Genomic DNA, 24029 nt, shown 5'->3' with positions numbered 1-24029 from the left:
CCCGCCCCGGTCTCCGCAACCCCTTTGTGAAAATATTTTGAAAAAGCCCTCGTGCGCTGCCGCGCACGGGGGCTTCGGGTTCACGGCACCGGGCGATCACGCTGGCGACCGACACCCTCGCTCACCAGCCCCACCCAGCCGCCGCCAAATCAGCGGTTCTTGAATACCGGCTTCCGCTTCTCGACGAATGCCGCCATCCCTTCCTTCTGATCTTCGGTCGCGAACAGCGAATGGAACAGTCGACGCTCGAAGTGGACACCTTCGGCCAGCGTCGTCTCGTACGCGCGATTCACCGACTCCTTGACCATCATGACAGCTGGCAGTGAAAACTCGGCAATCGTCGTCGCTGCGGCAATCGCTTCGTCGAGCAGTTTGTCGGCCGGCAGCACGCGCGATACGAGCCCTGCCCGTTCCGCCTCGGCCGCGTCCATGAAACGCGCCGTCAGGCACATGTCCATCGCCTTCGCCTTGGACACCGCGCGCGGCAGACGCTGCGTGCCGCCTGCGCCCGGCATCACGCCCAGCTTGATCTCGGGCTGGCCGAACTTGGCCGTATCCGCTGCGAAGATGATGTCGCACATCATCGCGAGCTCACAGCCGCCGCCAAGCGCAAAGCCCGCCACGGCAGCAATGATCGGCTTGCGGATCTCGCGGACGGTCTCCCAGTTACGGGTGATGTAGTCGCCGCGATAAACATCCATATAGGAATAGGTCGCCATCATGCCGATGTCGGCCCCCGCCGCGAACGCCTTTTCGCTCCCCGTCACGACGATCGCGCCGATCGCGTCGTCTGCGTCGAACGCTTTCAGCGCAGCACCCAATTCATCCATCAGCGCATCGTTCAGCGCATTCAGCGCCTTCGGACGGTTCAGCGTGATCAGCCCGACTCGCCCCCGGGTCTCCACCAGGATGTTCTCGTAAGACATCTATTTCTCCTCGATCAATGAAATGAGAAACGCCTCGCACATGCGAATAGTTTGATGCTACCATTCTCCGACCAACCGGTCGGTTAATTAATCGATCCAACCCTTCCCTACGTCCATCAGGCCGCCGTCATGACCCATGCACTGTTCACGAAGCACGAAGACACGCTGAAACACGCCCTCGCCGCCATCGAGAGCCGCGGGTACTGGAGCCCGTTCGCGGAAATGCCGAGTCCCAAAGTGTACGGGGAAAGCGCCAACGCCGATGGCGAAGCGGCGTTCACGGCACACCTCGGCAACACGTTCGTGCTCGACCAGCCGGCGTCCGCTGGAACCGTCGGCGCTGAGCAGTCGCCGTACGGGATCGCGCTGGGCATCCGCTATCCGAAATCGACACCCGACGAACTGATTGCCGCGGCCGCTAATGCCCAGCGTGCATGGCGCGAAGCCGGCCCGAGCGCCTGGATCGGCGTCAGTCTCGAAATCCTCGCACGGCTGAATCGCGCAAGCTTCGAGATTGCCTACAGCGTGATGCACACGACGGGCCAGGCGTTCATGATGGCGTTCCAGGCCGGCGGCCCGCACGCGCAGGATCGTGCGCTCGAAGCGGTCGCCTACGCCTGGGACGAGTTGCGCCGCATCCCCGCAGATGCACACTGGGAGAAGCCGCAAGGCAAGAACCCGCCTCTCGCGATGCACAAGCGTTATACGATCGTCCCGCGCGGCACCGGCCTCGTGCTCGGCTGCTGCACGTTCCCGACCTGGAACGGCTACCCCGGTCTGTTCGCCGACCTGGCGACCGGCAACACGGTGATCGTCAAACCTCATCCGGGCGCGATCCTGCCGCTCGCGATCACGGTCCGCATCGCCCGCGACGTGCTGCGCGAAGCCGGTTTCGATCCGAACGTCGTTACGCTCCTCGCGACCGAGCCGAACGACGGCACCCTCGTGCAAGACCTCGCGCTGCGTCCTGAAATCAAGCTGATCGACTTCACGGGCAGCACGCAAAACGGCACGTGGCTCGAACGCCATGCCCATCAGGCACAGGTGTATACCGAGAAGGCCGGTGTCAACCAGATCGTGATCGACTCGACCGACGACCTGAAGGCCGCGGCCAAAAACATCGCGTTCTCGCTGGCGCTGTACTCCGGCCAGATGTGCACGGCACCGCAGAACATCTACGTGCCGCGCGACGGCATCCGGACGGCGGACGGCCATGCAAGCTTCGACGAAGTCGCCCAGGCGATCGCCGTCTCCGTGCAGAAACTGACCGGCGACCCGGCTCGCTCGGTCGAACTGATCGGCGCGATCCAGAACGACGGCGTGGCCGCGCGCATCGACGACGCCCGCAAGCTCGGTCGTGTGCTCGCCGACAGCCAGACGCTCCAGCATCCGACGTTCGCCGATGCTCGCGTGCGTACGCCGCTCGTGCTGCAGCTCGACGTGGCCGACCGCGCGAAATTCACGCAGGAGTGGTTCGGCCCGATCTCGTTCGTGATCGCGACCGACTCGACCGCGCAGTCGCTCGATCTCGCCGGCGAAATCGCCGCGGAACATGGCGCACTGACGCTCTCCGTCTACAGCACCGACGACAAGGTCCTCGACGCTGCGCACGATGCAGCGGTGCGAGGCGGCGTCGCGCTGTCGATCAACCTGACGGGCGGCGTGTTCGTCAACCAGTCGGCCGCATTCTCCGACTTCCACGGCACCGGCGCGAACCCGGCCGCCAACGCGGCGCTCGCCGATCCGGCGTTCGTCGCCAACCGGTTCCGTGTGGTGCAAAGCCGCGTCCATGTTGCGCCGAAGGCAGTACCTGCGGAAGCCGGCCAGACGGCATAACCCGAATGGCCGACGTGCAAACGCCATCACGTTCTCTACCATGAACGAATCCGCCAACCGGCGGGTTCGTTGCACATCGACATCCCCATGACCGACGCCTACATCTGCGACGCGATTCGCACCCCCATCGGCCGCTACGGCGGCGCCCTGAAAGACGTTCGTGCCGACGATCTCGGCGCGGTGCCGCTCAAGGCGCTGATCGAACGCAACCGCAACGTCGACTGGTCGGCGATCGACGACGTCATCTACGGCTGCGCAAACCAGGCCGGCGAGGACAACCGCAACGTCGCGCGCATGTCCGCGCTGCTCGCGGGCCTGCCGACCGCCGTGCCGGGTACGACGCTGAACCGGCTGTGCGGCTCGGGCATGGACGCCGTCGGCACCGCAGCGCGCGCGATCAAGGCGGGCGAGGCCCGCTTGATGATCGCGGGCGGTGTCGAAAGCATGACGCGCGCGCCCTTCGTGATGGGCAAGGCCGCCAGCGCATTCGCGCGCCAGGCCGACATCTACGACACGACGATCGGCTGGCGTTTCGTCAATCCGCTGATGAAACAGCAATACGGCGTCGATTCGATGCCGGAGACGGCCGAGAACGTCGCTGTCGACTACGACATCAGCCGTGCCGACCAGGACCTGTTCGCGCTGCGCAGCCAGCAAAAGGCCGCACGTGCGCAGCAAGACGGCACGCTCGCCGAAGAAATCGTCCCGGTGACGATTCCGCAGAAGAAAGGCGACGCGCTCGTCGTATCGCGCGACGAACATCCGCGCGAAACGTCTCTCGAAGCGCTCGCGAAGCTGAAGGGCGTCGTGCGACCTGACGGGTCGGTGACGGCCGGCAACGCGTCGGGTGTCAACGACGGCGCATGCGCACTGCTGCTCGCCAACGCGGAAGCTGCCGATCAATATGGGCTGCGCCGCCGCGCACGCGTCGTCGGCATGGCAACCGCCGGCGTCGAACCGCGCGTGATGGGGATCGGACCGGCGCCGGCCACGCAGAAACTGTTGCGCCAGCTCGGCATGACGATCGACCAGTTCGACGTGATCGAGCTGAACGAAGCGTTCGCCTCGCAAGGTCTCGCGGTGTTGCGCATGCTCGGCGTCGCCGACGACGATCCGCGCGTGAACCCGAACGGCGGTGCGATCGCGCTCGGCCACCCGCTCGGCGCATCGGGCGCTCGGCTCGTGACCACGGCGCTTCACCAACTCGAGCGTACGGGCGGCCGGTTTGCGCTCTGTACGATGTGCATCGGCGTCGGCCAGGGCATCGCGATCGCCATCGAGCGCGTGTAACCGACGCGCCGCGCGCCTATAACGAAGTCATGAAGGAGACACTGCATGTCATATGAGGCGATCCAGCTCGATATCGATCAGACTGCCCGCGTGGCCACGATCACCCTCAACCGCCCGGACAAGCTGAACAGCTTCACGCGCGCGATGCACCGCGAACTGCAATCTGCGCTCGATGAAGTCGAAACGGCCGGCGCACGAGCGCTGATCCTGACGGGTGCGGGGCGCGGCTTTTGCGCAGGCCAGGATCTGGCCGATCTCGACTTCACGCCCGGCGCGTCCACTGACCTCGGCACGCTGATCGACGAGCATTTCAATCCGCTGATTCGTCGCCTGCAACGCATGCCGGTTCCGGTAATCGCCGCCGTCAACGGTACGGCGGCCGGCGCCGGCGCGAATCTCGCGCTCGCCTGCGACATCGTCTTCGCAGCACGCTCGAGCAGCTTCATCCAGGCCTTCGTCAAGATCGGGCTCGTGCCCGATTCCGGCGGAACATGGTTCCTGCCGCAACGCGTCGGCATGGCACGCGCGCTGGGGCTCGCCTTGACCGGCGACAAGCTCGGCGCCGAACAGGCCGAACAATGGGGCTTGATCTGGCGTGCGGTCGACGACGATGCGCTCGCCGCGTCGGTCCGTCAGCTCGCCAATCAGCTCGCGCAGCAACCGACGCTCGCGATCGCCTCGATCAAGCAATCGATGCGCGACAGCGTCACGAACACGCTCGACCAGCAGCTCGACCTCGAACGCGACCTGCAGCGCAAGCTCGGCCAGTCGTACGACTACGCGGAAGGCGTGAAGGCGTTCATCGAGAAGCGTGCCCCGCGCTTCGAGGGGCGTTGACATGACCACCGTCAACGACACGCTCGACCCCGACGCGCTCGCCCGCGCGACGGCACGGGCCATGTACGACGCGGACGCCTGCAGCCGCGCGTTCGGCATGGAGATCGCCGAAGTGCGCGCCGGCTACGCTCGTCTGCAGATGCGCGTACGGCCGGAATTCCTGAACGGACATCAGACCTGCCACGGCGGCATCATCTTCACGCTCGCCGATTCGACGTTCGCGTTCGCGTGCAACTCGTACAACCTGAATACCGTTGCGGCTGGCTGCTCGATCGAATATCTGCGACCCGTATACGGTCACGACCTGCTGACGGCCGAAGCGATCGAGCAGACGCGCAGCGGCCGGTACGGCATCTACGACATCCGCGTCACGAACCAGACAGGCGAAACCGTCGCGATGTTTCGGGGAAAATCGGCCCAGATCAAGGGCACGGTGCTGCCGGAAGAGCATTGACGTCCACGGCTCGCTCATAACAATCACTGGAGACAGGCATGACTACCCCGCTACCGCTCGAGCCGATCGAGACCGCCTCACGCGACGAACTGACCGCACTGCAGCTCGAACGCCTGAAGTGGTCGCTCCGGCATGCGTATGACCACTCCCCCGTCTATCGCCGCAAATTAGACGAAGCGGGCGTGCATCCCGACGACCTGAAAACGCTCACGGATCTGTCGCGCTTCCCGTTCACGACCAAGAGCGACCTCCGCGACAGCTACCCGTTCGGAATGTTCGCGGTGCCGCAGGACCAGATCTCGCGCATTCACGCGTCGTCGGGCACGACCGGCAAGCCGACCGTCGTCGGCTATACGGCGCGCGACATCGACACGTGGGCCAATCTCGTCGCGCGCTCGATCCGCGCGGCCGGTGCGCGGCGTGGCGACAAGGTTCACGTCAGTTATGGATACGGCCTGTTCACCGGCGGGCTCGGCGCACACTACGGCGCCGAGCGTGCGGGCCTGACCGTGATCCCGTTCGGCGGCGGCCAGACCGAAAAACAGGTGCAGCTGATCCAGGATTTCCGGCCCGACATCATCATGGTGACGCCGAGCTACATGCTGTCGATCGCCGACGAGATCGAGCGCCAGGGCCTCGATCCCGCACAAAGCTCGCTGCGCATCGGCATCTTCGGCGCTGAGCCGTGGACCAACGACATGCGCGTGGCCATCGAGCAGCGGATGGGCATCGACGCGGTCGACATCTATGGGCTGTCCGAAGTGATGGGCCCCGGCGTCGCATCGGAATGCGTCGAGACCAAGGATGGCCCGACCATCTGGGAAGACTACTTCTATCCGGAAATCATCGACCCCGACACCGGCGAAGTGTTGCCGGACGGCGAACTCGGCGAGCTGGTCTTCACGTCGCTGACGAAGGAAGCGCTGCCGATCATCCGCTACCGTACGCGCGACCTCACGCGTCTGCTGCCCGGCACCGCCCGCACGATGCGCCGGATGGAAAAGATCACCGGGCGCTCGGACGACATGATGATCGTGCGGGGCGTCAACGTCTTCCCGACGCAAATCGAAGAGCAGTTGCTGAAACAGCGTGCGCTCGCGCCGCACTATCAGATCGTGCTGACGAAGGAAGGTCCGCTCGACGTGCTGACGCTCAACGTCGAGCCGTGCCCGGACACTGCCCCCGACACGGCGGCAATCCATGCGGCGAGACAAGCGCTCGCGCACGACATCAAGTCGCTAATCGGCGTGACCGCCGTGATCAACGTGCTGCCCGTGAACGGAATCGAGCGTTCGGTCGGCAAGGCGCGCCGCGTGATCGACAAGCGCAAGGGCTGATTCGCGCCAATCTCCCCCATACCCGACCGCCGCCCGCAACAACAATCGCGCGGCAAAAAAACAACCCGACCGGCCAATGCCGATCGGGCTGTTTCGCTTTCATGCCCGGCTACACGAATACGCCGGCGCCACCGCGCATCACGAATTCGGGAACAGCAGCCACATCCGGCCGATCTGCTTCATCCGTCCGGCCTGGTCGCCGGCGTCGTCGCCCAGCCCCCAGAAATAGTCGGCCCGCACGCCGCCCTTGATCGCGGAACCCGTGTCCTGTGCGAACACGAGCCGGTTCATCGGCGTATTCGTCAGCGGACGCGTGGTCTGCAGGAATACCGGCGTGCCGAGCGGGATCGACGACGGATCGACCGCGATCGACCGCTCCGCCGTGAGCGGCACGCCAAGTGCGCCGATCGGGCCGTCCGCGCCGCCGTGCGGTGCATCTTCCTTGGTCGGCATGTCGCGGAAGAACACGAATCGCGGATTCGTGTCGAGCAACGCGTCCACGCGAGTCGGGTTCGCCTTCGCCCACGCCTTGATGCCCTGCATCGTCGCCTGTGCGGGCGTCAGCTCGCCGCGATCGAGCAGCCACTTGCCGATCGAGCGATACGGCTGGTTATTGGTGCCGCCGAAGCCGACCCGCATCACCGAACCATCGTCGAGCAGCACGCGCCCTGAACCCTGCACCTGCAGGAAGAACGCCTCGATCGGATCGTCGACCCACACGAGTTCGTTGCCGTTCAGGATGCCTGCCCGCTCGAGCTGCGCGCGAGCGGGCAGCGCGGCACCGGCGCGATAGCCGGCCGGCCAGCGGTAGAGCGCGTACTGGTAAGGGCCGCGACGCACGCGGGAGCCGTGCAGCAGCGGCTCGTAATAGCCGGTCACGAGCCCGTCGAGCGTGCCGTCGGTGTTCGCCAGCTGAAACGGCGTGAAATACGTTTCGAAGAATGCACGCGCGCTGCCGACGTCGAGCTCGTCGAGGCGATCGGCAGCCGCGCAGGCGCGCTGCCATGCCGGCTGGCGCGCGAGCCGCGCGCAGTTCTGCCGCAGCGCGGCCGTCGCGCCGATCAGCGAATCGTCCTGCCACCCCGGCACCTGCTGCCACGCCACCGGCGTGAGCCGCTTCGCGGCAACCTGTCCCGGCACGATTGCCGCGCCGGTCGGCGGCTTGAGCGCCGACGTCCGCGTCGGCGCGCCGCCGCACGCGGCAAGCAGCGCTGCCGTCGCGACCGCCGCAACCCAGCCGGCCGCCCGGGGCCCAAACCACATACAATGTTCGTTCTTGATGGAAACCGCCATGTCAGATTTTCTCGACCAATATCCGATGCTCATCTTCGCGCTCGAGGCTTTCGTAGCGCTTGCCCTGCTGATCTTCATCGTCGTGTGGACGTCGTCGGGCAGGAAGAAGCACGCCCGCGGCAACGACCGCCAGCCGCGCTGACCGGCCCCGCACGCTCAATGCAGCGTGCGCGGCATGTGCAGCGCGAACTCGTCGACCGGCGCGTCGAACCGCTCGCCGTCCTTCGCCACGCAGAAGTACGCGCCACGCATCGTGCCGACCGGCGTCGCGATCACGGCCCAGCTCGTGTATTCGAACTGCTCGCCCGGCTGCAGCAGCGGCTGGTGCCCGACGACGCCGAGCCCCTTCACTTCCTGCACGTGGTTTTCGCTGTCCGTAATGATCCAGTGACGCGCGATCAGCTGCGCCGCGACCTGCCCGGTATTGCGGATGGTCAGCGTGTACGCGAATGCGTATTGACGTCGATCGGGGTCGGATTGTTCCGGCAAGTAGCTGGTTTTCACCGAAACGGTGAACTGATACTGACTCATGGTGTTTCCGCTGTAGGTAACCGCCCGCGCCAACTCGAGCGGCGGGGCCGCGGGCGCGCCGCACTGGTTCGGCATTCTATGCGGAATCGGGCCGCAACCGCACGGCCCGTCGCCGCGCACCGGGTCGCCGGACGGTAGAATGGCGGTTTTGCGCCGCAGCGTCCCCGCTCCCCTGTCATGACTCAATTCCGCATCGCTCCCAGCATCCTGTCGGCCGACTTTGCACGGCTCGGCGAAGAAGTCCGCAACGTGGTCGCCGCCGGCGCCGACTGGATTCACTTCGACGTGATGGACAACCATTATGTGCCGAACCTCACGATCGGCCCGCTCGTCTGTGAGGCGATCCGCCCGCACGTGCAGGTGCCGATCGACGTGCATCTGATGGTGCGCCCGGTCGACCGGATCGTGCCCGATTTCGCGAAAGCCGGCGCGAACCTGATCAGCTTCCACCCGGAAGGCTCCGACCACATCGACCGCACGCTGTCGCTGATCCGCGATCACGGCTGCAAGGCCGGCCTCGTGTTCAACCCGGCGACGCCGCTGAACTATCTCGATCACGTAATGGATCGCCTCGACTTCGTGCTGCTGATGTCAGTGAACCCGGGCTTCGGCGGCCAGTCGTTCATTCCGGAAACGCTGAACAAGCTGCGCGAAGCACGCGCCCGCATCGACGCATACACCGAGCGCACCGGCCGCGAGATTCTGCTCGAGGTGGACGGCGGCGTGAAGGCCGACAACATCGCGGAAATCGCGGCGGCCGGCGCGGACACCTTCGTCGCGGGTTCGGCGATCTTCGGCAAGCCCGACTACCGCAAGGTGATCGACGAGATGCGCGCCGCGCTCGCCACCGTCGAACGGAGCTGACGCCGTGGCCGATTCCTCGCTGGCCGGTCAGGCACCGGCCGCAGCCGACGGCACGATCCGTTTCGCGAGGCCGCGCATCGACGCGGCACTGATCGACCTCGACGGCACGATGGTCGACACGGCCGACGATTTCACGGCCGGGCTGAACGGGATGCTCGCGCAGCTCGGTGCGCCGGCCACGTCGCGCGACGAGGTGATCGGCTACGTCGGCAAGGGCTCCGAGCACCTGATCCAGAGCGTGCTGAAGCCGCGCTTCGCGCCCGACGAGGCGCACGCGCGCTTCGACGACGCGCTCGCGATCTACCAGACCGAATACGCGAAGATCAACGGCCGCCACACGCGCCTCTATCCGGACGTCGCAACCGGCCTCGACGCGCTGCGCGCAGCCGGCATCCGGCTCGCGTGCGTGACGAACAAGCCGCACCGCTTCGCGGTCGAGCTGCTCGAGCAATACGGGTTGATCGATCGCTTCGGCGTCGTGCTCGGCGGTGACAGCGTCGCGCGCAAGAAACCCGATCCGCTACCGATGCTGACGGCATGCGACGCGCTCGGCGTCGCGCCGCACGCCGCCGTCGCGATCGGCGACTCGGAAAACGACGCGCTGGCGGGCCGCGCGGCGGGGATGGCGACGCTGACGGTGCCGTACGGCTACAACCACGGCAAAGCTATACAAACGATAAATTCGGATGGTATAGTCGATTCGTTGCTGGTCGCGGCCCGCGCGATTACCGCGCACAACGCCGGCCGGCCAACCATCTGATTATTTCTTCCATCCGCATGTTTCTGAATAAAAAACGGAGTCTGAGCAGCATCGACCGGGGAGCCTGGCCCTGGCGTCGCTGGTCGCGCTAACCTCTTCGATGAGGTACGCTGAGGCACGTCTTCAGCGCCGTTTTTTATCTCGCTGCGCATCCGCGCGCCGATCGTCGCACCACCTCGAGTTCTACCGCGTCCGAACGCTTGCGTTCAGGACCGGCCGCAGGCTCGCGACGTTCACGCCCGGAGTGCCGGCCGGCAACAGGCACTTCTCGATCGACCGCCCTTTCGCCGACGGCAGCCCGCGCAGCGTCAAGTGATCCCTGGCGCACTCCGCCGCTCGTCCCGAACAGGACCGGAACATGACCGAACTCGAATTCCAATCGCTGGCGAACGAAGGCTACAACCGCATCCCGCTGATCGCGGAAGCGCTCGCCGACCTCGAAACGCCGCTGTCCCTCTACCTGAAGCTGGCCCAGCCTGAACGCGCGGGCGCCAACTCGTTCCTGCTCGAGTCGGTGGTCGGCGGCGAACGCTTCGGCCGCTATTCGTTCATCGGCCTGCCCGCTCGCACGCTGGTGCGCACCCACAACGGCGTGTCCGAAGTGGTGCGCGACGGCCAGGTCGTCGAGACGCACGACGGCGACCCGTTCGAATTCATCGAGTCGTTCCAGGCGCGCTTCAAGGTCGCGCAGCGCCCGGGCCTGCCGCGCTTCTGCGGCGGCCTCGCCGGCTATTTCGGCTACGACGCGGTGCGCTACATCGAGAAGAAGCTCGCGAACACCGCGCCGCGCGACGATCTCGGCCTGCCCGACATCCAGCTGCTGCTCACCGAGGAAGTCGCGGTGATCGACAACCTCGCCGGCAAGCTCTACCTGATCATCTATGCGGATCCGGCCCAGCCCGAGGCTTATACGAAAGCAAAGCAGCGCCTGCGCGAACTGAAGCAGCGCCTGCGCACGACCGTGCAGCCGCCGGTGACGTCGGCGAGCGTGCGCACCGAGACGTTCCGCGAGTTCAAGAAGGAAGACTATCTGGCCGCCGTGCGCCAGGCGAAGGAATACATCGCGGCCGGCGAACTGATGCAGATCCAGGTCGGCCAGCGGCTGACGAAGCCGTACCGCGACAATCCGCTGTCGCTGTATCGCGCGCTGCGTTCGCTGAATCCGTCGCCGTACATGTATTACTACAACTTCGGCGATTTCCACGTGGTCGGCGCGTCGCCGGAAATCCTGGTGCGCCAGGAAAAGCGCGGCGACGACCAGATCGTCACGATCCGTCCGCTGGCCGGCACGCGTCCGCGCGGCAACACGCCCGAGCGCGACGCGGAACTCGCGACCGAACTGCTGAACGATCCGAAGGAAATCGCCGAGCACGTGATGCTGATCGACCTCGCGCGCAACGACGTCGGCCGCATCGCGGAGATCGGCTCGGTGCAGGTGACCGACAAGATGGTGATCGAGAAGTACTCGCACGTGCAGCACATCGTCAGCTCGGTCGAAGGCAAGCTGAAGCCCGGCATGACGAACTACGACGTGCTGCGCGCGACGTTCCCGGCCGGCACGCTGTCCGGCGCGCCGAAGGTGCGCGCGATGGAACTGATCGACGAGCTCGAGCCGATCAAGCGCGGGCTGTACGGCGGCGCCGTCGGCTACCTGTCGTTCTCGGGCGAGATGGATCTCGCGATCGCGATCCGCACGGGCCTGATCCACAACGGCAACCTGTACGTGCAAGCGGCGGCCGGCGTCGTCGCGGACTCGGTGCCCGAATCCGAATGGCAAGAGACCGAAAACAAGGCGCGCGCGGTGCTGCGTGCGGCCGAACAGGTCCAGGACGGCCTCGATAGCGACTTCTGACCGGAGACTGACCATGCTGCTCATGATCGACAACTACGACTCGTTCACCTACAACCTGGTCCAGTACTTCGGCGAACTGGGCGAGGACGTGCGCACGTATCGCAACGACGAAATCACGCTCGACGAGATCGCGCGCCTGAACCCCGACACCATCTGCCTGTCGCCCGGCCCGAGCAACCCGCAGCACGCGGGCATCACGCTCGACGTGCTGCGCGAATTCGCGGGCAAGAAACCGATCCTCGGCGTCTGCCTCGGCCATCAGGCGATCGGCGAAGCCTTCGGCGGTCGCGTCGTGCGCGCGAAGACCATCATGCACGGCAAGGTGAGCCGGATCGAAACCGACTGCCGCGGCGTGTTCGCCGATCTGCCGAAGCATTTCGACGTCACCCGCTACCATTCGCTCGCGATCGAACGCGAATCGCTGCCCGACTGCCTCGAGGTGTCCGCTTGGACCGACGACGGCGAGATCATGGGCGTGCGTCACAAGACGCTGCCGATCGAAGGCGTGCAGTTCCACCCGGAATCGATCCTCTCCGAGCACGGCCACGCGCTGCTCGAGAATTTCTTGAAGCAGAATCGCGCAACGGCCCGCGCGACCGCGCCGGCAGCCTGACGGGAGACACACGATGACGATTACCCCGCAGGAAGCGCTGCAACGCACGATCGAACACCGCGAGATCTTCCACGACGAGATGCTGCACCTGATGCGGCTCATCATGCGCGGCGACATGTCGCCCGTGATGGCGGCCGCGATCATCACCGGGCTGCGCGTGAAGAAGGAGACGATCGGCGAGATCGCCGCCGCCGCGACCGTGATGCGCGAATTCGCGAACCACGTCGAAGTGCAGGACAACTCGAACTTCGTCGACATCGTCGGCACGGGCGGCGACGGCGCACACACGTTCAACATCTCGACCGCGTCGATGTTCATCACGGCCGCGGCCGGTGCGAAGGTCGCGAAGCACGGCAACCGCGGCGTGTCGAGCAAGTCCGGCAGCGCCGACGTGCTCGAGGCGCTCGGCGTGAACATCGACCTGCAGCCCGACCAGGTTGCCGCGTCGATCGCCGAAACCGGCATGGGCTTCATGTTCGCGCCGAACCATCATCCAGCAATGAAGAACATCGCGGCCGTGCGCCGCGAGCTCGGCGTGCGGACGATCTTCAACATTCTCGGCCCGCTGACCAATCCGGCCGGCGCGCCGAACCAGCTGATGGGCGTGTTCCACCCCGATCTGGTCGGCATCCAGGTGCGCGTGATGCAGCGCCTCGGCGCGCAGCACGTGCTGGTCGTGTACGGCAAGGACGGGATGGATGAAGTGTCGCTCGGCGCCGCGACGCTCGTCGGCGAATTGCGCGACGGCGAGGTGCACGAATACGAGATCCATCCGGAGGACTTCGGCCTGCAGATGGTGTCGAACCGCACGCTGAAGGTGGAAAATGCCGAGGAATCGCGCACGATGCTGCTCGGCGCACTGGACAACCAGCCGGGCGTCGCACGCGAGATCGTCACGCTGAACGCGGGCACCGCGCTCTATGCGGCCAATATCGCCGAATCGATCGCGGACGGCATCCAGCTCGCCCGCGAAGCGATCGCGAGCGGCAAGGCGCGCGCGAAAGTCGACGAACTCGTGCGTTTCACGCAGCAGTTCACGCGCTGACTCCCTTTACGAATCAAGCAGGAACCCACATGAGCGACATTCTCGACCGAATCATCGCCGTCAAGCGCGACGAAGTCGCGGCGGCCATGCGCAGCACGCCGCTCGAGGCACTGAAACTGGACGCATCGACGCGCGACCTGCGCGACTTCGTCGGCGCGCTGCGCGCGAAGCAGGCGGCCGGCAACGCGGCGGTGATCGCCGAAGTGAAGAAGGCGAGCCCGTCGAAGGGCGTGCTGCGCGAGCATTTCGTGCCGGCCGACATCGCGCGCTCGTATGCGGCTCACGGCGCCGCGTGCCTGTCGGTGCTGACCGACGAGCAATTCTTCCAGGGCAGCGTCCGCTATCTCGAGGAAGCGCGCGCCGCCTGCACGCTGCCGGTGCTGCGCAAGGACTTCATCGTCGATGCGTACCAGATCCTCGAAGCGCGCGCGATGGGCGCCGACGCGATCCTGCTGATCGCCGCCGCACTCGACACGCCGCTGATGCAGGACCTCGAGGCGTATGCGCACTCGCTCGGCCTCGCGGTGCTGGTCGAAGTTCACGACCGCGACGAGATGGAACAGGCGCTGACGCTGAAGACACCGCTGCTCGGCATCAACAACCGCAACCTGCGCACGTTCGAGACGACGATCCAGACCACGCTCGACATGCTCGACATGATTCCGGCGGACCGCATGGTCGTGACGGAGTCGGGCATCCAGTCGCGCACCGACGTCGACACGATGCGCGCGGCGAACGTGAATGCGTTCCTCGTCGGCGAGGCGTTCATGCGCGCCGATCAGCCGGGCGAGGAACTCGCGCGGATGTTCTTCTGATGGCGATCGAAAAGGAAATCAAGCTCGCGCTGCCGGCCGGCGAGGCCGATGCGGCGCGGCGCTTTTTCGAGACGCTGACCGGCGAAGCCGGCGATGTCATCGCGCTCGCGAACGTCTACTACGACACGCCCGATCTAGCGCTGGCCCGTTCGAAGAGCGCGGTGCGCGTGCGCCGCACGCCGCATGGCTGGCTGCAGACGTTCAAGACGGTCGGCAGCGCGGAAGCCGGCCTGCATCGCCGCCATGAATGGGAGTTGCCCGTCGCCGGCGATGCGCTCGAAATCGATGCGCTCGTCGCCGCGTGCGACGTGCCGAACGCTGCCGCCGCGCTGCGCGACGCCGCGCCGGCGCTGCACGCGCTGTTCCGGACGGATTTTTCGCGTACGCTGTGGCGCATCGCAATCGGCGGCGCAACCGTCGAGGCCGCGGTGGACGTCGGCGAGATCGTCGTCCAGGCGGAAAACGATACGCGCCGCGAACCGATCAGCGAAATCGAACTCGAACTGATCGACGGCCCGGAAGCGGCGCTCGCGACACTTGCCGCCGAACTGCAGCAAGCGCTGCCGGGCCTCGCCCCCGAAAACATCAGCAAGGCGCAGCGCGGCTACCGGCTGCGCGCGCAATAAACCCGCATCACGCATGGCAACCCGCAAGACTCTCCGCACGCCGCAACAGGCGTCGCTGTTCGACGATCCCGTGCCGGAAACGGCGCAGGACGATGTTTCCGCCCCGGCACCCGCGGCCGGACGCAAGCCCGCAAGGAAGGCCGCGGCAACCGCCCCGGCTGCCGCGGCCCCGCAGCCCGCTGCCGCGCACGTCCCCCACCTCGCCGCGCAGTTCGACGCGCTGCCGGCCGTCTGGCGCGACGTGCTGAAACCCTTCACCGACAGCGACGCGTATGCACCGCTGTGCCGCTTCGTCGACGACGAACGCGCGGCCGGCAAGACCGTCTACCCGACCGACGTGTTCCGCGCGCTGCGCCTGACGAGCCCGGACGACGTGAAAATCGTGATCCTCGGCCAGGATCCGTACCACGGCGACGACCGCGGCACACCGCAGGCGCATGGCCTGGCTTTCTCGGTGCCGCCGGCCGTGCGCACGCCGCCGTCGCTGCGCAACATCTTCAAGGAAATCGCCGCGAATTTCGGCCACGACACACCGCGTCACGGCTGCCTCGATACCTGGGCACGTCAGGGCGTGCTGCTGCTCAACACCGTGCTGACGGTCGAGCGTGGCGCGGCCGCGAGCCACGCGAGGCGCGGCTGGGAGCAATGCACGGACACGCTGATCCGCGAACTCGCCAGCCGCCATCGCGGCCTCGTGTTCATGCTGTGGGGCGCGCATGCGCAGGCGAAGCGCGCGCTATTCGATGCGAGCGCGCATTGCGTGCTCGAGGCGCCGCATCCGTCGCCGCTGTCCGCGCACCGCGGCTTCCTCGGTTGCCGCCACTTCGCGCTCGCGAACGACTATCTGGTCGAGGCGGGTCGCGAGCCGATCGACTGGCGCCTGCCGGAGGTGGCCGAAACGCTCGCGTAGCCGTTCCGCGTTCAGCTTCCCGCTTTCGTCTGCATCATGCGAAAACGCCGCGCCCCTTTCGGGACGCGGCGTTTTTTTATCTGGCGACGCAGCGGGTGCAACGCACCCGCATCGGCCTTACGCGGCAGCGATCGCTTCGCGGGCGCCGGCAAGCGCGGCGCTTTGCGCATCCGGCCCGAGATTCAGGCCTTCCGCGTGGATGAAGCTCACGTCCGTCAAGCCGATGAAGCCGAGGAACGTGCGCAGGAACGGCGTCTGGCTGTCGTTCGGCGTACCCAGGTACTTGCCGCCGCGCGCCGTCACCACGTGAACCTTCTTGCCCTTGACCAGGCCTTCCGGGCCGTTCTCGGTGTAGCGGAACGTGACGCCTGCGCGGGCGATCCAGTCGAAATACGTCTTCAGTTGCGACGAGACACCGAAGTTGTACATCGGTGCGCCGATCACGATGATGTCGGCAGCCTGCAATTCGGCGATCAGTGCATCGCTCTTCGCGACGATCGCATTCTGTTCCACGCTGCGCTGGTCGGCCGGCGTGAAGAATGCGCCGAGCACCGATTCGTCGAGGTGCGGCAGCGCGTCGGCCAGCAGGTCGCGAACCACGACGTTCGCGCCCGGGTTCGATTGTTGCAGCTTTGCCGTCAGTTCGTTGGCCAGCAGCGTGGATTGCGCACCTTGCGAGCGCGCCGCGGAATTGATTTGCAGAATGGTCGTCATGTCAGGCTCCGGTTTGGTTGCGCTTCGGTAGCGCGAGTGACGCCATTGTGCGTGGCCGCATGGTCGCGAAAAAGCGGGCTCAAGGCGACGGATTGTTGCAACAGCAGAACAATCACTGATCGCGCCCCGAAACCCGCTCGCGCATGCTCAGCCCTTCAGCCAGGCTTCCCGGGCCTTGTGCGCGGCAGCCGGCTTGGCGGCCGCCGTCAGCCGGTAGCGCGCGACTTCCGGGCCGTCGAGCTTCAGCTTCGCGGTCCGCAGCTCGTCGCGGCGGAATGCGTGCACCTCGACCTTGTCGCCCGGACGGTAGCGTGCGAGCAGCGTATCGAGGTTCGTGCCGGTGACGCGCAGCCCGTCGAGCGCGATCAGCGTGTCGCCGGCCGACAGCCCCGCGCGATGCGCACCGCCGCCTTCGTAAACCGCCGCCAGCGTGCAGTCCGCGCCGCCGCGCAGGCGCGCGCCGATCGTCGGCTTCGCAGCCGCGCCAGGCGCGACCTCGGGCGCGAGCGTCACGCCGAATGGCGCGAGCAGGTCGGCGAGCGGCAGGTCGCGCGTGCCGTGCACGGCGTCGGCGAACAGCCGGCCGAGCGCGACGCCCGTCGCTTCCTCGATCAGCGTCTCGACCTCGTTTTCCTCGACGCCCGCCTGCTTGCCGCGATAGAACTCGCGTCCGTAGCGTTGCCACAGCAAGCGCATCACGTCGTCGAGCGACTTGCGATTGCGCGTCTGCGCGCGGATCGCGAGATCGAACGCGAGCGCGACGAGCGAACCCTTCGTGTAGTAGCTGACGATCGCGTTGGTCGCGTTCTCGTCCTGGCGGTAGTACTTGATCCACGCGTCGAACGAGCTTTCCGCGACGCTCTGCTTCAGCCGCCCCGTGCCGCGCAGCACGCCGCCGACGGTACGGCCGAGCGCCGCGAAATATTCGTCCTGCGACATCAGCCCGCTGCGCACGAGCATCAGATCGTCGTAATACGACGTGAAGCCCTCGAACAGCCACAACAGCGACGTGTAGTTTTCCCGCGCGAGGTCGTACGGCACGAACGCGGCCGGCTTGATGCGCTTCACGTTCCACGTATGGAAATACTCGTGGCTGCACAGGCCGAGGTACGTGCGATAGCCTTCCGTCGTTTCCGGCCGGCCCTTCACCGGCAGATCGGTGCGGTTGCAGATCAGCGCGGTCGACGCACGGTGCTCGAGGCCGCCGTAGCCGTCGCTGACCGCGAGCGTCATGAACACGTAGCGGTCCATCGGCGCCTTCTTCGATTTCGGCTCGAACAGCGCGATCTGCGCCTCGCACACGCGCTTCAGGTCGGCGCGCAGCCGCTCCATGTCGAGCTGCGTCACGCGCCCGGCGATCACGATGTCGTGCGGCACGCCGTGCGCGTCGAACGTCGCCAGCGCGAATTCACCGATCGTCACCGGATGGTCGGTGAGTTCGTCGTAGTTCGACGCGCGGTACGCGCCGAACCCGTAGCGCCGGGTGCCGCGCGCCTCGGGCAACGACGTACCGACGCGCCACGCGCGGAACGCCGGGCCCGCCGGTTTCGCGATGTCGACCTCGCACGGCGCATCCTCGCGGCCGGCAACGCTCAGGAACACGGCCGTGGCATTGAAGAAGCCGCCCGATTCGTCGAGATACGCGGAGCGGACCGACAGGTCCCACGCGTACACGTCGTAGCGAAGCGTCAGCGCGCCGTTCACCGGCGCGGCCTGCCACGTGTTCTTGTCGGTTTTCGCGATCCGCACCTTGCGGCCCGCGTCGTTGAATGCGGCGAGCGTCACGATGTTGCGCGCGAATTCGCGCACGAGGTAGCTGCCCGGAATCCACACCGGCAGCGAGAAGCGCTGGCCTTCGGGATCGGGATCGGCGACCGTCACCGACACTTCGAACAGGTGCGCGGCAAGATCTTTCGGGGCAATCGAATAACGGATCGGCTGGGTCATCGTGGGATTCGGACGAAAATCGGACGGAATACGGCGGCGGAAACGAAGAGAGGCGCCGGCTGATGTCGCGGGCGCCCCTCGCTGGCCGGGCCATGCGGCCCGGCGTGTCGGTCGGTTACTTGCTCGACGCGAGCGCCTGGTTCAGCTGATCGGCCGACACCGCGCCCGGCAGGCGGCGGCCGTCGGGCAGGAAGATCGTCGGCGTGCCGGTGACGTTCATCCCGCGGCCGAGCGCGAGGTTCTTGTCGAGCGCGGTCGTGTCGCAGGTGCCGGCGCCGGTCGGCACGCGATGGTCGAGCATCCAGCCTTCCCAGGATTTCGCGCGGTCGGTCGCGCACCAGATCGCCTTCGACTTCGCGGTCGAATCGGGCGACAAAACCGGGTACAGGAACGTGTAGACGGTCACGTTGTCGATCGACTGCAGCGTCGTCTCGAGGCGCTTGCAGTACGGGCAGTTCGGATCGGAGAACACCGCGATCTTGCGTGCGCCGTTGCCCTTGACGACCTTGATCGCGTTCGAGAACGGCAGGCTCGCGAAGTCGATCTTGTTGAGGTCGGACAGGCGCGCGTCGGTCAGGTTCTTGTGCGTCTTGGTGTCGACGAGATCGCCGAGCAGCACGTAGTCGCCAGCGGCATCGCTATAGATGATCTGCGTGCCGAGGTTCACTTCGTACAGGCCCGCGACCGGCGATTTCGACACGCTCTTGATCGGTGCGTCGTTGCCGAGTCGCGCTTGCAGCGTGGCTTTCAGCTTGTCGGTGGTCTGGTCGGCCTGCGCGGTGCAGCCGAGCGTCGCCATCGTGACGGCCAGCGCCAGCGATGCGATGCGGATCGTTTTTTTCATCCTGTAGTTCCTTCAGCTCAATCGGAGTGCACGTCACAGTGTACGCCGTAACGGAACCCAGTCCGACAGGCCGAAGGCGCGAAGGTTCGATCAGCCGAGCGCGGCCGACACGAGCCAGCGCTTCACGAGCGGTTGCGCACCGACGAACGCCATGCCCGCGTTGCGCACCGCCTTCGCAAGGGCGCCAGGCACCGCGAACAGCCGCTGCAGCCCGTCGGTCGCGACCATCAGCGCGCGGATGTCCTCGCGGCGCGAACGCTCGTAGCGGCGCAGCAGCACCGTGTCCCCGAGGTTGCGGAAGCTCTCCTTGTTCGCGATCGCATCGGCGAGCGCCGCGACGTCGCGCAGCCCGAGGTTCATCCCCTGCCCCGCGAGCGGGTGAATCAGGTGTGCGGCATCGCCGACGAGCGCGACACGCGGGGCGATCAGCTTGTCGACGGTCTGCAGCGCGAGCGGGAAGCCGGCCGCCGGCGTCACGCATTCGAGCGCGCCGACCTGGCCGTGCGACACACGCTCGACTTCGGCCGCGAGCTGCGCGGGATCGAGCGTGAGCAGTTCGTCCGCGTGCGCGGTGTGCGCGGACCACACGAGCGATACGTGACCGTCGGGCAGCGGCAGCAACGCGATGATCTCGCCTTCGTGAAACCACTGGCAGGCCGTCTCGCGGTGCGGCAGCGACGCCTTGAAGTTCGCGACGACGCCCGTCTGCCGGTAATCGCGCCGCTCGACCTTGGCCCCCATTTGGGAGCGCACCCACGAATGCGCGCCGTCCGCGCCGACCACGAGGTCCACTTCGAGCACCTGGCCCGACGACAGCGTGAGCACCGCTGCGTCGTCGCGCACGTCGAAGCCCTGCGCGCGCGCATCGAACCACGTGAGGTTCGGCTGGAACCGCAGCGCGGCGTCGAGCGACGTCTCGATCAGCGACGATTCGGCGATCCAGGCGAGTTGCGGCACGGAAGCCTGGTACGCGGAGAAATGCAGTTCCGCGTGCGCATCGCCGTATACGCGCATGTCGTAGACCGGCGCGAGCCGGCCATGGTCGAGCGCCTGCCAGACCCGCAGCCGCTCCAGCAATGCCTGCGAGCTGGACGACAGCGCGTAGATGCGCGTGTCGAACGCGAGATCGGCGGGGCGCGGCGTGGCCGGCTGGGCGAGCAAGGCGGTCTTGTAGCCGGACTGGGTCAGCGCGAGCGCGGCCGTCTTGCCGACGAGCCCGCCGCCGACCACGGCGACGTCGAAGGTGTGGTGGGCAGTCATGGCGGGCATTATAGCTGCGGGGCCAATCCCTTACGCGGCCGGACTTTGCGGGAAATCAGCATAATCGCGGGCCGGCCCGGCAGCGCGGCGGCCCGTCGCATCGGGCATTCGGGGGAAGGCCGGAAACCGGGGCGTCGGCACGGTACAATAGCGCCTTTGAACGTCGGCCCGCCGCGCCCCACGCGCCGGCCGTCCCTATTTTCCCGCGCCGCCGTGCCCTGTCCGGCCGCGCCGCCTTACCCGTCCGAAGGATTCCATGAGTCTCAAATGCGGCATCGTCGGCTTGCCCAACGTCGGCAAGTCCACCCTGTTCAATGCGCTGACCAAGGCCGGCATCGCCGCCGAGAACTACCCGTTCTGCACGATCGAACCGAACGTCGGCATCGTCGAGGTGCCGGACACGCGCCTGAAGGCGCTCGCCGAGATCATCAACCCCGAGCGCATCGTGCCGGCCGTCGTCGAATTCGTCGACATCGCGGGCCTCGTCGCGGGCGCGAGCAAGGGTGAAGGCCTCGGCAACCAGTTCCTCGCGAACATCCGCGAAACCGATGCGATCACGCACGTCGTGCGTTGCTTCGAGGACGACAACGTCATCCACGTCGCCGGCAAGGTCAGCCCGATCGACGACATCGAAGTGATCAACACCGAACTCGCGCTCGCCGACCTCGGCACCGTCGAGAAGGCGCTCACGCGCTACTCGAAGGCCGCGAAGTCGGGCAACGACAAGGAAGCGGTGAAGCTCGCCGCGGTGCTCGAAAAGGTTCGCGCGCATCTCGACCAGGGCAAGGCCGTGCGCGGCCTCGATCTGTCGGACGACGAGCAGGCGCTGCTCAAGCCGTTCTGCCTGATCACCGCGAAGCCGGCCATGTACGTCGCGAACGTGAAGGACGACGGCTTCGAGAACAACCCGCACCTCGAAGCGGTGCGCAAGTACGCTGAAAGCGAGAATTCGCCGGTGGTCGCGGTGTGCGCGGCGATCGAAGCGGAAATCGCCGATCTCGACGATGCGGACAAGGAAGCGTTCCTCGCCGATATGGGCATGGAAGAGCCGGGCCTCGACCGCGTGATCCGCGCGGGCTTCAAGCTGCTCGGCCTGCAGACCTACTTCACCGCGGGCGTGAAGGAAGTGCGCGCGTGGACGATCCACATCGGCGATACCGCGCCGCAAGCGGCCGGCGTGATCCACACCGATTTCGAGCGCGGCTTCATTCGCGCACAGACGATCGCATTCGACGATTTCGTCGCGTACAAGGGCGAACAGGGTGCGAAGGAAGCCGGCAAGATGCGCGCGGAAGGGAAGGAATACGTCGTGCACGACGGCGATGTGATGAACTTCCTGTTCAACGTCTGATACGTGCAATGCCGATGCCGTGCGATACGCGCGGCATCGCGCGACGCGCATCCGGCACGAAAAGCAAATGGGCCGATCGGCAAATGCCAATCGGCCCATTTTTCATTCACGGACTTACCCGTCGACCCAAGGCGAGCACCCTGCCCGCCTTCGGATCGTCACGTCATCACGTCGCCGACACCCGCCGCCCCGCTCCTGCGCGCGCATCGCGACCGCGCTTGTTCAACCACGAAGCAAACAGCACGAGCAGCGCGAGCACGGCCGTCGCACCGACTTCCATCCGGTGTTCCTCGCTGACGAACATCACGGTCAGCGTGCCGCAGATGAACAGGATCACCGCCCACGTAAGCCACGGGAACAGCCACATCCGCAGCGTCAGGTCGGCGCCGCCCGATTCGAGCGTCTTGCGCATCCGCAGCTGCGAGATCGCGATCACGAGATACACGAGCAGCGCGATCGCGCCCGACGTCGCCAGCAGGAAGCCGAATACCTGCTCCGGCATCAGGTAGTTCGCGATCACGGTCAGAAAACCGAATGCGGTCGATGCGAGCACGGCCGCACGCGGCGTGCCGGTCGAATCGGTGCTGTGCAGGAACGCGGGCGCGTCCTTGCGCTTGGACAGCGAGAACAGCATCCGCGACGCGGTGTACAGCGCGGAATTCAGGCAGCTCGCGACCGACACGAGCACGATCACGTCGATGATCGCCTTCGCGTTCGGAACGCCGATCAACTCCATCGCACGCTGATACGAGCCGTGCTTCGGCAGCAGCGGATCGTTCCACGGCACGATGGCCGCGACGACGAGGATCGAGCCGAGATAAAACAGCGTGATACGCCAGATGACGGAGTTCGTCGCACGCACGATCTGGCGTTGCGGGTTGTCCGACTCGGCGGCCGCGATCGTCACGATCTCGGTGCCGAGGAACGAGAACATCGTCGTCAGCATCGCCGCGAGCACCGCGCCGGCGCCGTTGGGCATGAAGCCCTGGTGCGCGAAGAGGTTCGACACGCCCGATACGGCCGGCGCGGGCACGATACCGACGATCGCCGCGCCGCCGATGCACAGGAACACGACGATCGCGACGACCTTGATCAGCGCGAACCAGAATTCGAATTCGCCGTAGTTCTTGACCGAGAAGAGGTTGGTGATCGTCAGCAGCAACGTGATGCCGAGCGCGAAGATCCAGGTCGCGACGCCGGGGAACCACGCATTGAGAATGGTCGCGGCGGCCGTCGCCTCGATCGGGATCACGAGCACCCAGAACCACCAGTACAGCCAGCCGATGGTGAAGCCGGCCCAGTGACCGATCGCGCGATCGGCATAGGTCGAGAACGAACCGCTGTCCGGATGCGCGACGGCCATCTCGCCGAGCATGCGCATCACCAGCACGACCAGGACGCCCGCGATCGCATACGCGAGGATCGAAGCCGGGCCGGCTTCCGCGATCGCGTGGCCGGAGCCGACGAACAAGCCGGCGCCGATGACGCCGGCAATCGACATCATCGTCACGTGACGCTGCTTCAGACCCGTGCCGAGGCCTGTGTTGCTTCCACTCATGTGTCTCTCTCCAAAAAACGGTTCCGATACGACCGGGTGTCGCGTGAAGGCGGCGCGGGATTTGTCGTTGTTGAATCCGGCAGCCCGCCGCGCATGCGCGGCACGCGGGCAGGGAGCCGGATCGAGCCTGTTCCGGTCGGTGCGCGACGCAGTCTGCGAAGCTGCGGGTGCGATGCGGCACACGGGGCGCCGGCGCATCGCGTGCGCCCTTTCCGTCGGCTGTCGGTCAGCCGCCTTCGAAGCGAAGGAGTGTAAGCATCAAACGGTTCTTGACTAAGAACCAATTGAAGAATTTCGATGGAACCACTTGTTGCATCGACGCGAACCGATGCAACGCTTGGTCCGGTTCGGCGTCCGCTTGCGCGG

23 protein-coding genes are annotated in these 24029 nt (G+C 66.3%); 15 read left to right on the top strand and 8 right to left on the bottom strand.

All coding sequences use genetic code 11. The features are described from left to right. Nucleotides 1-149: 149 nt before the first annotated feature. Complete coding sequence (locus ACV22V_RS27365; protein ID WP_059532675.1) at nt 150-926, bottom strand: enoyl-CoA hydratase; 777 nt, start codon at nt 924-926, stop codon at nt 150-152. Between the two features lie 129 nt (nt 927-1055). Here ACV22V_RS27365 and paaN point away from each other — a divergent pair, with 129 nt between their 5' ends. The 5 genes from paaN to paaK all read left to right on the top strand — a co-directional run bounded on the left by paaN (nt 1056) and on the right by paaK (nt 6680). Next, complete coding sequence (gene paaN, locus ACV22V_RS27360; protein ID WP_448016067.1) at nt 1056-2762, top strand: phenylacetic acid degradation protein PaaN; 1707 nt, start codon at nt 1056-1058, stop codon at nt 2760-2762. A gap of 87 nt (nt 2763-2849) precedes the next feature. After that, nucleotides 2850-4052, top strand: a complete 1203-nt coding sequence (pcaF, locus tag ACV22V_RS27355; protein ID WP_448016066.1) for a 3-oxoadipyl-CoA thiolase — start codon at nt 2850-2852, stop codon at nt 4050-4052. Between the two features lie 45 nt (nt 4053-4097). After that, complete coding sequence (gene paaG, locus ACV22V_RS27350; protein WP_059532681.1) at nt 4098-4889, top strand: 2-(1,2-epoxy-1,2-dihydrophenyl)acetyl-CoA isomerase PaaG; 792 nt, start codon at nt 4098-4100, stop codon at nt 4887-4889. Between the two features lies 1 nt (nt 4890). Beyond that, the gene (gene paaI, locus ACV22V_RS27345; RefSeq protein WP_448016065.1) at nt 4891-5343 is read left to right on the top strand and encodes a hydroxyphenylacetyl-CoA thioesterase PaaI; all 453 of its coding nucleotides are present in this window, start codon (nt 4891-4893) and stop codon (nt 5341-5343) included. A gap of 38 nt (nt 5344-5381) precedes the next feature. Then, the gene (gene paaK, locus ACV22V_RS27340; RefSeq protein WP_448016064.1) at nt 5382-6680 is read left to right on the top strand and encodes a phenylacetate--CoA ligase PaaK; all 1299 of its coding nucleotides are present in this window, start codon (nt 5382-5384) and stop codon (nt 6678-6680) included. A 138-nt stretch (nt 6681-6818) separates the two neighbouring features. On the opposite strand, the gene mltA is transcribed toward paaK, so the two are convergent. After that, on the bottom strand, nt 6819-7943 hold the full coding sequence (gene mltA, locus ACV22V_RS27335; RefSeq protein WP_244135304.1) for a murein transglycosylase A: 1125 nt from the start codon (nt 7941-7943) through the stop codon (nt 6819-6821). A gap of 28 nt (nt 7944-7971) precedes the next feature. Between mltA and ACV22V_RS27330 the strand changes: the two genes are divergently transcribed. Beyond that, nucleotides 7972-8115, top strand: a complete 144-nt coding sequence (locus ACV22V_RS27330) for a hypothetical protein (RefSeq protein WP_006758475.1) — start codon at nt 7972-7974, stop codon at nt 8113-8115. Nucleotides 8116-8129: 14 nt separating this feature from the next. Here ACV22V_RS27330 and apaG read toward each other — a convergent pair whose 3' ends face one another. Next, nucleotides 8130-8504, bottom strand: a complete 375-nt coding sequence (apaG, locus tag ACV22V_RS27325; RefSeq protein ID WP_448016063.1) for a Co2+/Mg2+ efflux protein ApaG — start codon at nt 8502-8504, stop codon at nt 8130-8132. Nucleotides 8505-8681: 177 nt separating this feature from the next. Here apaG and rpe point away from each other — a divergent pair, with 177 nt between their 5' ends. The 8 genes from rpe (at nt 8682) to ACV22V_RS27285 (ending at nt 15989) form a co-directional block, all read left to right on the top strand. Beyond that, a complete protein-coding gene (gene rpe, locus ACV22V_RS27320) occupies nt 8682-9368 on the top strand; it encodes a ribulose-phosphate 3-epimerase (RefSeq protein WP_006482066.1) in 687 nt (228 codons plus the stop codon). Between the two features lie 4 nt (nt 9369-9372). After that, nucleotides 9373-10128, top strand: coding sequence for a phosphoglycolate phosphatase (locus ACV22V_RS27315; protein ID WP_448016062.1), 756 nt, complete (start codon nt 9373-9375; stop codon nt 10126-10128). A gap of 358 nt (nt 10129-10486) precedes the next feature. After that, on the top strand, nt 10487-11980 hold the full coding sequence (gene trpE, locus ACV22V_RS27310) for an anthranilate synthase component I (RefSeq protein WP_223964081.1): 1494 nt from the start codon (nt 10487-10489) through the stop codon (nt 11978-11980). Nucleotides 11981-11993: 13 nt separating this feature from the next. Next, a complete protein-coding gene (locus tag ACV22V_RS27305; protein ID WP_059532695.1) occupies nt 11994-12593 on the top strand; it encodes an aminodeoxychorismate/anthranilate synthase component II in 600 nt (199 codons plus the stop codon). A 13-nt stretch (nt 12594-12606) separates the two neighbouring features. Then, nucleotides 12607-13638: an anthranilate phosphoribosyltransferase gene (gene trpD, locus ACV22V_RS27300; protein ID WP_448016061.1), complete on the top strand. Its 1032-nt coding sequence runs from the start codon at nt 12607-12609 to the stop codon at nt 13636-13638. Between the two features lie 29 nt (nt 13639-13667). After that, complete coding sequence (gene trpC / locus ACV22V_RS27295) at nt 13668-14453, top strand: indole-3-glycerol phosphate synthase TrpC (protein ID WP_448016060.1); 786 nt, start codon at nt 13668-13670, stop codon at nt 14451-14453. Next, entirely contained in the window at nt 14453-15079 is a 627-nt protein-coding gene (locus ACV22V_RS27290) for a CYTH domain-containing protein (RefSeq protein ID WP_059532704.1), read from the top strand. Before trpC ends, ACV22V_RS27290 begins: the two co-directional genes overlap by 1 nt. Before the next feature lie 13 nt (nt 15080-15092). Continuing rightward, complete coding sequence (locus ACV22V_RS27285) at nt 15093-15989, top strand: uracil-DNA glycosylase (protein ID WP_223964178.1); 897 nt, start codon at nt 15093-15095, stop codon at nt 15987-15989. A 117-nt stretch (nt 15990-16106) separates the two neighbouring features. On the opposite strand, the gene ACV22V_RS27280 is transcribed toward ACV22V_RS27285, so the two are convergent. The 4 genes from ACV22V_RS27280 to ACV22V_RS27265 form a co-directional block, all read right to left on the bottom strand. Further along, nucleotides 16107-16703, bottom strand: a complete 597-nt coding sequence (locus ACV22V_RS27280) for an FMN-dependent NADH-azoreductase (RefSeq protein WP_448016059.1) — start codon at nt 16701-16703, stop codon at nt 16107-16109. Between the two features lie 147 nt (nt 16704-16850). Beyond that, nucleotides 16851-18650, bottom strand: a complete 1800-nt coding sequence (locus tag ACV22V_RS27275) for a M61 family metallopeptidase (protein WP_223964182.1) — start codon at nt 18648-18650, stop codon at nt 16851-16853. A 115-nt stretch (nt 18651-18765) separates the two neighbouring features. Continuing rightward, complete coding sequence (locus ACV22V_RS27270) at nt 18766-19494, bottom strand: DsbC family protein (RefSeq protein WP_448016058.1); 729 nt, start codon at nt 19492-19494, stop codon at nt 18766-18768. A gap of 90 nt (nt 19495-19584) precedes the next feature. Next, nucleotides 19585-20763: a UbiH/UbiF family hydroxylase gene (locus ACV22V_RS27265; RefSeq protein WP_448016057.1), complete on the bottom strand. Its 1179-nt coding sequence runs from the start codon at nt 20761-20763 to the stop codon at nt 19585-19587. A gap of 247 nt (nt 20764-21010) precedes the next feature. Between ACV22V_RS27265 and ychF the strand changes: the two genes are divergently transcribed. Further along, nucleotides 21011-22105, top strand: a complete 1095-nt coding sequence (gene ychF, locus ACV22V_RS27260; RefSeq protein ID WP_059532716.1) for a redox-regulated ATPase YchF — start codon at nt 21011-21013, stop codon at nt 22103-22105. Nucleotides 22106-22271: 166 nt separating this feature from the next. Here ychF and gabP read toward each other — a convergent pair whose 3' ends face one another. Next, nucleotides 22272-23663, bottom strand: coding sequence for a GABA permease (gabP, locus tag ACV22V_RS27255; protein ID WP_223964186.1), 1392 nt, complete (start codon nt 23661-23663; stop codon nt 22272-22274). Between the last annotated feature and the right edge of the window lie 366 nt (nt 23664-24029).

The organism is Burkholderia sp. AW33-5 (assembly GCF_053427615.1).
The sequence above is the reverse complement of the archived record's forward strand: the minus strand, read 5'-3'. Positions and strand labels throughout refer to the sequence as shown.